Raw genomic sequence first — 11,140 nt, 5'->3', positions numbered from 1 at the left:
TACCAGCACGGGCCACCCCGATGTCGGCATAACCGCAAGATCGGAGTAATGCACCCGACACCGCTGCCACGACGAACCGGTGAACTGCTGGGCCACCGCCGATTTCAGGCCGGCATGGGCATCAGAGATCACCAGATGCACCCCGGAGAGGCCGCGGGCTTTCAGCGAGGCGAGAAACTCTCGCCAGAACTCGTAGGACTCGCTGTCACCGACAGCGGTCCCCAGCACCTCACGGGTGCCGTCGATGGACACCCCGGTGGCCACCACCAGGGCCTGAGAGACCACGTGCGCCCCGATCCGGACCTTGCAGAACGTCGCATCGCAGAACACGTACGGAAACGTCGTGTGAGCCAGGCTGCGGGTCCGAAACGCCTCGATCTCGTTGTCGAGGCCAGCGCAGATCCGCGAGACCTCCGATTTGGACACCCCTGACTGCACGCCCATCGCGGCCACCAGGTCATCGACGCTGCGGGTGGACACGCCGTGCACGTAGGCCTCTATGATGACCGCGTGCAGTGCGCGGTCGATGCGGCGGCGGCGCTCCAGCAGCGACGGGAAGAACGACCCGGCCCGCAGCTTGGGGATGCGCACCTCGACATCACCGGAGGTGGTCGACACCGTCTTGGGCCGATGGCCGTTACGGTGCACCGTGCGCCCATCGGCGCGCTCATAGCGGCCGGCACCGATCGCAGCAGTGGCCTCGGCCTCGATCAGCGCCTGCAGCCCAGCACGGATCAGCTCGGCAAACACCGCGCCGCCATCAGCGGACTTCAGTGCATCGAGCTGAGCAAGCAGGGCAGAATGATCCTGGGTCATCGCGTCGTGTGTCTTCCTGTTGAGTCACTTGGTAGGTAACTCACCGATCACTACGCGATGGCCCACCCCAACACCGGCAACGACACACCTCGAACGTGTCCGCACAGTTCAACCCCGGTCACGAAACCCCACCACCCCAGGGGACTTACCCCACTATCGTCTCGTTGGCGCCCAGCTCAACGCCGCTGTCTACAGCGTGGGCGGCCATTCGTTCGCGGTTCGGCGCGGGAAAGGTCGATCTGGATAGCGTCGCTTTGTGGCGCGCGGCGGCAGCCGAAGCGCCGGACGTGCTCGCGCGCACCCGTGGCGAACGCCAGGAGGGTTTGCTCGACGCCTTGTCGGCGTACTGCTCGGTGTCGTTGGGTGTCGACGCTGCACACGACGCCCGTCCGCGGCTCTATGCGGGTGTCATCGCCGGCGCCGACATGGCCGTGATCGAACTCTGGGGCCGCTCGACACTCACCCCCGACCAAGTCAGCCAGGCCGCGGAGACGTTCTTCGCGGTGTTAAGCGCATCGCTGCGATGAGTTCGACACGCTACTTTCCTGGGCGGCTTGCGCCCGGGGACACCGATGGCTATTTTGTCATCAGCTGACAAGATAGAGGAGCGACGCATCGATGATGGAGTCGTCTTGAAGGATTCGTCTTGAAGGATAAGGTCACGTTCATCACCGGCGCGGCCCGCGGCCAGGGTCGAGCGCACTCGATACGGATGAGCGAGGCGGGCGCCGCCATCATCGCAGTCGACATCTGCGACGCATTGGTCGGGTTCGCTAACGGACCGACGTCCTTATAACGCCGATGCGAATCATTGTCACGGGAGCCAACAGCGGCGTCGGGAAAGCGGCCGCAGGTGCGCTGGCGGCGGCCGGTCATCATGTGGTGATCGCTTGCCGAACCCTCGCCAAGGGCAAGGACGCCGCCGCGCAGATGGACGGCGACGTCGAGGTCCGCCACCTCGACCTCGCCGATCTGTCCAGCGTGCGGACCTTCGCCGAATCCATTGATTCGGTCGATGTTCTGGTCAACAATGCCGGCGTACTGGGTTTGCCGCTGACCCGAACTGCGGACGGATTTGAGGCGCACATCGGGACCAACCACCTCGGCCACTTTGCGTTGACGTGTCTGCTCGGCGACCGGATTCGCGATCGCGTCGTGGTGGTGGCCAGTAGTAACTACGCGCTAGCCCGTCTGCATCTCGACGACTTGAATTGGCAGCGGCGTCGCTACAACCCGTGGAAGGCTTACGGTGAGTCCAAACTGGCCAATCTGCTGTTCGTGCGTGAACTGGTTCGGCGTGGACGCACCGCGTATGCGGTTGACCCCGGGATGGTCGCCAGTGACATCACTCGCGACGGCAGCCGCCTGGTGCGCTGGGCCGGCAGAGTGATCGGACCGCAGATCGCACAAAGGACCGCCGATGGGGCACGTTCGACCATCCAGGCAGTCAGTACCGACCTGCCCAATGGCACCTACATCGCACCGCGGGGACTCGCCCACCAATGGGGCACACCGAAGCCGGCGCGCCTGCGGGCGCATGCCCTCGACACCGGCGACGCGCAACGTCTGTGGGCCCTATCTGCCGAACTCACCGGTTGCAGCCTTACCGCCGACTGATACGTACCGCGAAGAAATCCGCTCATGATAGGACGGGAGAAGCGGCATCCGCCACAGAATGCTGCCGTCTTGTGGTATCCCTCAACGCGGTTCTCGGCGTTGGCGACGAATCCCTCTGGCCCGGCGCCGATGGCCCGGAGCTGGGCGTCAGAGAACAGGCATCCGATTAGAATGTCGCTGCGGCTGGCGACGTCGGCCACCGAGTCGGCCAGTACCGCACCGGCCGCCGAGAGCCGGGCACAAAACATCCTCGCGGCGCGCGTACACCACAGGTCGATGGCCCGCTCCGAGCAGGCGCGCAACCATCGGTTCGCCCATCCGACCCGCTCCGATGAAGCCGACGATGTCCGTCGATGGTGGTGGCTGCTGATGCCGGCATGCTCTCGCAGAGCGACCTCGCTGCCCTCGATGAGGTGAAGCTGTCATTCATCGTCGGCTCTCGGATGACGAAGGCTCCCGGGATCTGGAATCACATTTCCATTGGAACAGCGATGTTTTCCCTGACGGACAGATCATCGACACCGTGACACCTCGGCACGGCAACACACGCGTCAACGACGCCAAGCTGCGTGCTGAACCGGTCTGGAACCCCGACAACGACACCGGGTCGTGGCGGGCGATCTGGTCGTATTCGGCCAAACGTGCCCGCCGTGACCAGAAGACCCTGGCGGCCCAAGAAGCTCGGGCGCGGGCGATCGTTGCCGGCGAGAAGAATGCCAAGACCGCACGATTGGTCACGACCCGAGGCAGCGACCGTGCCCTCGGCGAGGCAGCCTGGCCCGGGCCCAATCCCTGGCCGGGCCCAAAGGCTACGTGACCAACGTGCCGGTCACCGTGATGCCGGCGGCCGAGGTCATCACGAAGTACCACGACTTATGGCACATCGAGAAGTCGTTTCGGATGTCCAAATCCGACCTCGATGCCCGGCCCATGTTCAACCGGATGCGCGATGCCGTCGAAGCCCACCTGACCATCGTGTTCACTGCCCTGGCCGTCGCCCACGCCATCCAGTCGCGCACCGGACTGTACGTCGTCAAGATCGTCAAGCAGCTCCGGCCGCTGCGCAGCGCCACCCCATCAACATCAACGGTGCAACGCAGACCTTTCCGCCGGAGATCCCCGACGCCGAGCGCAAGATCCTCACCGATCTCGGCTTCAACCCTGGGTACTAAGCGAAATGTCCAAACTCAGGTTAGAAGTCGTGGCAAACTGGCTGACTCGCTTCTGCTTCGGCGCTCATCGTCGCTCCGGGTAAGCGGGAGCACAACGGCGAAAAGGGGCTACTTCGCCTGCTTTTGCCCGCTGCGCCGGCACCATCTTTCCACTGTGGGAGCACGCGGCGGTCATCGGAATGGAGCGCGTCGCCACCCCTGTAAAAGGGGATCGGCGCGGCCGATTATTTCTTGAGCCGGCCCGCCGCTCCTGGTCCCGGTTAGCGCGACGCCAAAACGGGTGAGTCCGACTGCACGCGCGGGTAGTTCAGCATGCGTCGGGCGTTGTCTTCGACGATCAACGCGCACTCGTCGTCGGGTACCTCCGCGAGGACCTCCGTGGCGCGTTTGCGTGAGTTCGGCCAGTGGGAGTCACTGTGCGGAAAGTCGATCTCAAGCGTGATCCGGTCGATACCGATGGCATGTCGGTTCTTCAGGCCATGCTCGTCGTCAATGAAGCAGCCCCAGAAGTGCTTCCGAAACAGGTCCGAGGGCCGGGCGTCGAAGTCGATGTCCTGATAGTACCGGTGCCGCTCCCACACATAATCGGCACGCTCCAAGATGTAGGGCACCCAACCGATGCCGCCCTCGGCCAACGAAATCTGCAGCTCCGGGAACTGCTGCAGCTTGCCCGAAAACAACAGGTCGACCGTGGTCCACATCAGATTCGTCGAGAACAAGGTCGTCGCGACTGCGAACGGCGCGTCGATCACCGGCATCTGACCGGGAACCGGCTTCATCGAAGAAAAGGAGAAGCCCGGCACGTATGAGCCAGATCCGAAGTGCAACGAGACGGGGATCTTCGCTTCCGAACACACCTGCCACAGCGGGTCCCAGTGATCGGAGTGAAATGACGGAAGCCCCAACGGCACAGGGCTATCCGGGAACGAAATCGTGCGCGCACCCTTAGCCGCCACCCGTTTCGCTTCGGCCACCGTCGCGTCGATATCCCACACCGGCAAAATCGCCAACGGCACATACCGCTCCGGCGCCGTGGCGCACCACTCGTCGATGTAAAAGTCGTTCCATGCCTTCACGCACAACAGCGCCAGTTCCTTGTCTTGGGCACGGATGAACGTGCCGCCGCCGAAGCCGGGGAACGACGGAAAACACAACGCGGCCTGCACCCCGTCGAGATCCATATCCGCGACCCGAGCCACCGGGTCATAACAGCCGGGAATCATGTCCTCGTAACGAACCGGATCCATCCCCCACTCCTCGGGTGGCTTGCCCGCCACCGCGTTCAGACCGATGGTCGGGAAGATCTGCCCGTCATAGGACCACAGATGATTGCCGTCCTGTTCCAGGATCCGCGGACCAGCTTCACGAAACTTCTCGGGCAAGCGGTCCTGCCACACACGCGGATGCTCCACAAGATGGTCATCAACGGACACGATCTGATGGTGGTCTTGCAAGGGCATGCTGCCTCCAACTTGTTGAGGCTCGAAATCTGACGATTCATCTCGTTATCTGACGATCTGTCTCACCAATGTATATGATGGGAATCACAAACGTCCAGACCCTGGAGGAACATCATGTCCGCAGCGGATGCCCCATCACCGCATGACAAACCCCGAGAAAAGTCCGACGAAGACGACCACGATCTCCTCACCTTCGGTGAGGCCGGTGAGCGGCTGCGCCTCGAGATCGCCGCCGCTGCAGGCCATCTCGACCGGATGGAACGAACAGGGACGCCCGCCGATATCGCGGACGCCCGGAGTCGGCTGGCCACGCTACGCGCCGCCGTTCAGCGCAACGCCGCCCAGCCCATCAATGACGCCAACTTCGAGAAATTCTTCGGTTACCCCGGCAAAGCCAAACGCAACCTGCCCGGCTGTACGGGAAACTGAGTCGGTGCCGAGACGACCCACTCATGAAGATTCCGCGCCACACGCACCCCCCCGGAGCCCGGTCGCCAAGGCGCGACGCCCGGGCTACTCAGCGACCGCCACCTCTGCGGTCGGCCGTCGCGGCGCCCATACCAGGAATCAGATCAAGGCGCAGGCCGCCGCGCTGTTCATCGCCAATGGCTACCACGCCACCTCGGTGGAGGCAATCGCGCGGGCAGTGGGGGGCTCCAGGGCCACGATCTACCAGTACTTCACCAGCAAGGAAGACATCTACGTCGAACTCGTCCGCGAGTGCGAGGATGCGGTCCTCGCACACGCGCGCACCCTGACCCATCTCAGTCCCGACGCGCAGGGACTGCGCAACCTGAGCCGGTGGCTGCATGAATGGGCCGATATCTACGACATCTACGCGGTGGTCTTCCTGGAGTTCCCGGGCATCGGCATCTTTGAAAACATTCCCGTCACCGACGCCGGCCCCGTAGCCGAGGAGTTGCGCACTCTGATCACAGACCGCCTTACGGGCATCGGCATCACTCCCGACCTGGATCCCCGCGATGCTGCCGCCGCCCTGTTGCGAATCTCGCACATGGTCAACCTCTACCGCTATCGCGGCATGTTCAACCTGCCTAGCCGCACCGAGACCTCCGAGGCGCTGGCGACCACTCTGCAGCTGATGCTGTTCCCGAATACCCCTACCAGCGTCATTTCTACGGGGCACAGGCAACAGAGCACGTACCACGACTGCGCGGTCGTCGGCGCCGTCCAACCGCGCTATCCGGCGATAACGAAGCACTCCGATGACAATCCGGTGCGCCAGGACGTGTTATCGGTCAGTTCAACGCTATTCGCCGAACGCGGGTACTACGCCGTCTCAATGGACGAGATCGCCGCAGCCGCCGATATCAGCCGCGCCACTCTGTACCGTCACTTCAACAGCAAGGTGAAAATTCTCGCCGAGCTGACCTGCCATGCGCTCGCCGAGATCGAACCCCTCGCCAACGAGTTGAACCACCTGGCAGCGACCGGCCCCGACCTTGGCCGCCTGCACGCCTGGATGATCCGCTATATCGGGTTTCACCGCCGCTACAACGGTGTGATCCGCGCGGGGTTCGACGGCACTGTGACTGAGCAACTCTCGGATGTCACGCTCAGCCCCGGGATCCATGCGCTCCACGTTGCCGTGACTGCGGTCCTGGATCGCACCAGATTGCCGGGTGGGATAGACCAGCGGGCGGCGGCCGCCATCTTCTTGGCAATCCTCGGGCGGATGACCGAGCCCACCGCGGTGCCCTCATCCCGCGGTGATACGGAACCCACCGCGGCGCTCATGATGCTCATTCTCCAGCGGTCGTTACTTCGGTCTCCGGGCGCTGAGCAAGATTGATCCAGCCGCGTCGAGCGGCTCCCTCGTAGCCCACTGCCCTCTAACGCATCAGCTGAGTCAGAATCTCGGCGTTGCTCCGTATTGCGGCGTCAGCCGAGATCGGCACATCAGCAGTGCTGACCAGCAGCCAACTGCGTTCGAGCATTGCCATCACCGTTATCCCCAGTGAGACGGGTGAGCTCAGTTCGGCGCTGCTGCGGGCCACAATGTGTTCGCCGAGCGTGCGGGCGGCACGCTTGTGCAGCCGTGCCACCGTCGCGGTGAACGTGGGGTCATCCGGTAAGTCACCGATCGATCTGGCGACGAACGCGCCATTGCGCTCCAGATAGTCGAAATAGTTGCTCACCCAGACCAGAACCTCGGTGATGGCCGGCGAGGCCCCGAGCTCATCGAACGCTTTGATGGCGGTGAGGGATTCGCGATACGCCTCGGTGCCGAGTTCGATGAATAGCTGCTGCTTGTCATGGAAGTAGTAATAGAAGTTCGCACGGGTCACATGCAGACGCGCTGCGATGTCCATCACCCGAGTGCCGCTATACCCTTTTCGGACGAACACCTCACGCGCCGCGTCGAGGATGGCGCGGCGCGTCACCGCCGACTTGGCAGTCACCACCGGGTTCACCGCCGAACGCGACGCGCCGGTCATATCGATGCCGCAGCTTGTTCTGGATAGAAGCTACGAGCCCAGCTGCGCAAGTGCTTGAAGCCGGCCGCCTCCGACGGCGCGAGCGCCGGCTGATCCAGGTACTTCTGGTGGTCCCAGATCTTGATGTCGTCAGGCAGTGCCAACTTGGCCGCCCGGAGCCGTTCCTCGTAGTTGTTCCCCTCAGAGATCCAGTACGTCGCGCGGATGTCCGAGGTGGTTTCGTCGACCGGTGTGGCGCAGATCGCGATGATCCGCACCCCATCGCGGGTCTGTTCACCGTTGAAACTGACTCCGATTCCCGACCAATTGATTTCGATGGTATTCGCAGTGTCGCCGGGCCGGTCCACGCCATCGGCCCACCGCTTACCGAAGCCGACTTTGGCATGCCATGTAGCGTGGTCGGTGGTCTCCGACAACACCACCGGAGTGACCGATGTGCGGTGCACAAACCGGAAATGGTGCGGATCCACGGCATTCTCGGCGATCACCTGCGGATGCACATGAATGCCTCGGTATAGTTCCTGCTGATCGACTCCAAGCGGCCGGTAACTCTGGCTACGGATATGGCTACCGAGCACATCGAGAGCCGCCGGGACCTGCCACAACGGATCGCGCCGTTTCAGGTCATGCCAGATGTAGATACATTCGTTCAATTCGGTCACCGGATAAGAACGCATCCGACGGCCCCGATTGGGTCGATCCTCATATGGGATACACACGTTACGGCCCTGACCACTCCAGACCCAGCCGTGGAACGGACACCGGATGCCGCCCTCCACGACACAGCCGCCGAAGGCCAGGTTCGCCCCCAAGTGCTGACAATGCGCGTCGAGAACACTGACCGTGCCATCGAGATCGCGAAACGCAACCAACTCAAGGCCAAAATACTTCAGCGGCATGACATCACCGACGGCCAGATCCGTACTCCAGGCCACCTGGAACCATCCGGTCGGCCGCATGCTCGGTAGTTCAGTCATTGCAGGGCAGTCCTTTCACGGCTGGTATGCCTCAGGTTTCCGCATTTTGACATCTCTGTCAAATCATGAGGTGAAGCGATTCCGCCACAGGCGGCGACAGCCGCTACTGCATCGAATGCAGCCACCGAGCTGAAAGTCGTGCCCCGAGCGGCGGGGATGGATGGAGGATTCCCTCAGGTGCCTGTCCAAGCAACGCACCGCCCGGCGACAAGGTCGCTCGACTGCATGCCGAAAAACATTGACACAACCTCGATCTGGCCACGCTCCCACCGTATGGGATGCGCAGGCATGACTGCCCATTCTCGGGCATGCTCCCCGAAAGGGCAGATAGAAGATCCGAGGTCGAAACCGTGACCGATCAGCTCATCATGGAGTTGCGCTTCGTTCATCCATGGTGGAAGCGGTGGGTGTGCGCACGAAATTAAAGCGTCGGCGTGTCAACGGCTTTCCGCCGGTCTGGCCGGGTCCAGCGGGATTCGCAGGATCCTGCCGTCGAGACGAGCCGAAATTCCGTTCACAGCCTCGCCTTCACAGTCCTAGGTCGCGGCCGATGATGTCTTTCATGATTTCGGTGGTGCCCCCGAAGATCGTCTGGATGCGCACGTCCACGTAGTCGCGGGCGACCCGGTACTCGTTCATGTATCCGTAACCGCCGTGCAGTTGCACGCAGCCGTCCACCACCTTCTTCGCCGTTTCCGTGCACCACCATTTCGCCTTGGCTGCCTCGACAGCGGTCAGCTCGCCGTCAACCACGCCTTGCAAGCAACGGTCGATGTACTGCTCGCCGATCTCGAGCTCGGTGTCCATCTCGGCGAGCAGAAACCGGTTGTGCTGGAAGCTGCCGATCGATTGCCCGAACGCCTTGCGATCCTTGGCGTACTGCAGTGTCTGCCGCCACGTTTCACGTGCCCCTGTGATCGCGGAGATCGCAATGGACAGCCGTTCGGAAGGCAGGTTCTGCATCAGGTGATAGAAGCCGCGCCCTTCCTTCCCCAGCACGTTGGCGACAGGAACTCGGACGTTCTCGAAATGCAACTCGGCGGTGTCCTGCGAATGCAGGCCCATCTTGTCCAACTTACGGCCGCGGCTGAACCCCTCCATGCCGGCCTCGACAACCAGCAGCGTGAAGCCCTTGTGGCCGGCCTCCGGATCGGTTCGGGCCACCACCACCACGAGGTCGCAGTTGATGCCCGAGGAGATGAAGGTCTTGGAGCCGTTGACGATCCAGTCATCACCGTCACGCACCCCCGAGGTTCGGACACCGGCCAGGTCGCTGCCCGCGCCGGGTTCGGTCATCGCGATCGCGACGATGCTCTCCCCACTGATGATTCCGGGCAGCCACCGCTCTTTCTGCTCATCACTGGCCAGGCTCTTGAAGTACGGTCCGACGACGTCGTTTTGCAAGGTCAGTGCCGGCGCGACCGAGCCCCACCTCGAGAGCTCCTCGTTGATGACGGTATTGAACCGAAAATCTTCCGATCCGCCTCCGCCGTACTCCTCGGGCATATTGAAGCCGATGAGTCCGTATTCCCCGGCGGCGACATAGGCCGACCGATCGACGAGGCGCTCGCTCTGCCACCTCTCGGCGTTGGGCGCGACCTCTCGCTCGATGTACTGCTTGGCAGTCTCGCGCAGCTGCTCGTGCTCGTAGCCGAAGATCTTGCGTTTCATTGTCGTCACTCTCCGTGAAGTCGACACATCCCTGTCGACCTTGTTCAGTACCGTGCAATGCCCTGTCCTCAAGACATTTCAGTTACCCATCCGGCAGGGGCAACACCACCGTGGCCGTCGCCCCGGACGGCACCCGTAAGCAGCGCGACTGGGAAGGCCCCAGTCAGTCTTCTTCAACTTCTTCGAGGATCAACGCGCTCTCCGGGCAAGCTGCGACGCCTTCTCGGGTCAACTGCGCATCCTCGGGCTTGACCTCGTGCGGTTCGAGAATCGAGTAGCCACAGTCATCGATTGGGAACAAGTTCGGATCGACGGCGTAGCACTGGGCGTGTCCCACACACTTCGACCTATCGAGACGGACCTTCACGCGAACTCCTCCCTCACATCGCCCGCGGGCGGAGCGCTCCGCAAGCGACAAGCCAGGACAGTATACAACTAAAGAGTTAACTATTTAACGGGGCTGCCGCCCATGAAGTCTCGGCATGGATGACCGAGGTCGAGCGCATAGCCGGTGTCCGGTACCCGCAACCAGATCCCGTTCGTCGCTCTCGGCACTTCGGCCAGGTCCGCGACGACGCGCCCGAGCCCCCGGGTGTTTGCGCGAGCAATCTTTGGATGGATCAACACTTTTCCTTGCTTAGCGACGACTAAAGAGTAATATGTCTACCTAATTCTTGTCGTGAGGATCCAGAGGTGAACCATGAGGGGTACGCGTGGCTGACGTAGCGATTGGTCGCATGTGCGTCTGTGACCCAGTGCCTGCCACCACCCCCTGGCTGCTGGCAGGAGGCCATTAGCATGCCGTCTCGAGAGCTGACCCTGCATGCCATGGTCGTCGCCGTTGCCGCGACGACCCTGTACATCCCTGCCGCACATGCTGATAACGACAACAACACTCTCCGACCGAACAACAGCGAGGAATTGTCAATACCTGTGGATCGGGGTGTTTCAGGCGACCTCCGTTTCGG

Annotated in this window: 10 protein-coding genes and 3 pseudogenes; 6 read left to right on the top strand and 7 right to left on the bottom strand. The window is 62.6% G+C overall.

The genetic code is table 11. From position 1 onward, the window contains the following. On the bottom strand, positions 1-816 hold an 816-nt coding region (locus K6T84_RS23210; RefSeq protein ID WP_329786919.1), incomplete at its 3' end, for an IS256 family transposase. Positions 817-980: 164 nt separating this feature from the next. On the opposite strand from K6T84_RS23210, the gene K6T84_RS23205 reads away from it, so the two are divergent. From K6T84_RS23205 to K6T84_RS23195, 3 genes and pseudogenes are all read left to right on the top strand, one after another. Then, a complete protein-coding gene (locus K6T84_RS23205; protein WP_329786918.1) occupies positions 981-1,343 on the top strand; it encodes a hypothetical protein in 363 nt (120 codons plus the stop codon). Between the two features lie 119 nt (positions 1,344-1,462). After that, positions 1,463-1,579: pseudogene (locus tag K6T84_RS23200) on the top strand (SDR family mycofactocin-dependent oxidoreductase); the annotation flags it as partial. 38 nt (positions 1,580-1,617) lie between these two features. Next, positions 1,618-2,433, top strand: coding sequence for an SDR family NAD(P)-dependent oxidoreductase (locus tag K6T84_RS23195; RefSeq protein ID WP_329786917.1), 816 nt, complete (start codon positions 1,618-1,620; stop codon positions 2,431-2,433). Positions 2,434-2,525: 92 nt separating this feature from the next. Here K6T84_RS23195 and K6T84_RS23190 read toward each other — a convergent pair. Then, a pseudogene (locus K6T84_RS23190) lies at positions 2,526-2,751 on the bottom strand (NAD(P)-binding domain-containing protein); the annotation flags it as partial. 35 nt (positions 2,752-2,786) lie between these two features. Between K6T84_RS23190 and K6T84_RS23185 the strand changes: the two are divergent. Then, a pseudogene (locus K6T84_RS23185) lies at positions 2,787-3,605 on the top strand (IS1634 family transposase); the annotation flags it as partial. Between the two features lie 260 nt (positions 3,606-3,865). On the opposite strand, the gene K6T84_RS23180 reads toward K6T84_RS23185, so the two are convergent. After that, positions 3,866-5,065 carry an amidohydrolase family protein gene (locus K6T84_RS23180; RefSeq protein WP_329786916.1) on the bottom strand — a complete coding sequence of 400 codons (1,200 nt, stop codon included), beginning with the start codon at positions 5,063-5,065 and terminating at the stop codon, positions 3,866-3,868. A gap of 114 nt (positions 5,066-5,179) precedes the next feature. Here K6T84_RS23180 and K6T84_RS23175 point away from each other — a divergent pair, with 114 nt between their 5' ends. Together K6T84_RS23175 and K6T84_RS23170 are read left to right on the top strand one after the other, a co-directional pair. Beyond that, positions 5,180-5,494: an acyl-CoA synthetase gene (locus K6T84_RS23175; protein WP_329786915.1), complete on the top strand. Its 315-nt coding sequence runs from the start codon at positions 5,180-5,182 to the stop codon at positions 5,492-5,494. A 4-nt stretch (positions 5,495-5,498) separates the two neighbouring features. Next, entirely contained in the window at positions 5,499-6,878 is a 1,380-nt protein-coding gene (locus K6T84_RS23170) for a TetR/AcrR family transcriptional regulator (RefSeq protein ID WP_329786914.1), read from the top strand. 40 nt (positions 6,879-6,918) lie between these two features. Here K6T84_RS23170 and K6T84_RS23165 read toward each other — a convergent pair whose 3' ends face one another. From K6T84_RS23165 to fdxE, 4 genes are all read right to left on the bottom strand, one after another. Then, positions 6,919-7,524 carry a TetR/AcrR family transcriptional regulator gene (locus K6T84_RS23165; protein WP_329786913.1) on the bottom strand — a complete coding sequence of 202 codons (606 nt, stop codon included), beginning with the start codon at positions 7,522-7,524 and terminating at the stop codon, positions 6,919-6,921. Beyond that, positions 7,521-8,501 carry a Rieske 2Fe-2S domain-containing protein gene (locus K6T84_RS23160; protein ID WP_329786912.1) on the bottom strand — a complete coding sequence of 327 codons (981 nt, stop codon included), beginning with the start codon at positions 8,499-8,501 and terminating at the stop codon, positions 7,521-7,523. Before K6T84_RS23160 ends, K6T84_RS23165 begins: the two co-directional genes overlap by 4 nt. A 528-nt stretch (positions 8,502-9,029) precedes the next feature. Then, the gene (locus K6T84_RS23155) at positions 9,030-10,172 is read right to left on the bottom strand and encodes an acyl-CoA dehydrogenase family protein (RefSeq protein ID WP_329786911.1); all 1,143 of its coding nucleotides are present in this window, start codon (positions 10,170-10,172) and stop codon (positions 9,030-9,032) included. A 163-nt stretch (positions 10,173-10,335) separates the two neighbouring features. Continuing rightward, positions 10,336-10,539 (bottom strand): ferredoxin FdxE, encoded by a 204-nt coding sequence (gene fdxE, locus K6T84_RS23150; protein ID WP_329786910.1) that lies wholly within the window; start codon positions 10,537-10,539, stop codon positions 10,336-10,338. Between the last annotated feature and the right edge of the window lie 601 nt (positions 10,540-11,140).

This window comes from Mycobacterium zoologicum (genome assembly GCF_020181635.2).
Taxonomy (GTDB): Bacteria; Actinomycetota; Actinomycetes; order Mycobacteriales; family Mycobacteriaceae; genus Mycobacterium; species Mycobacterium zoologicum.
Note: the sequence above shows the minus strand (reverse complement) of the source record. Positions and strands in the feature narration are given on the sequence as shown.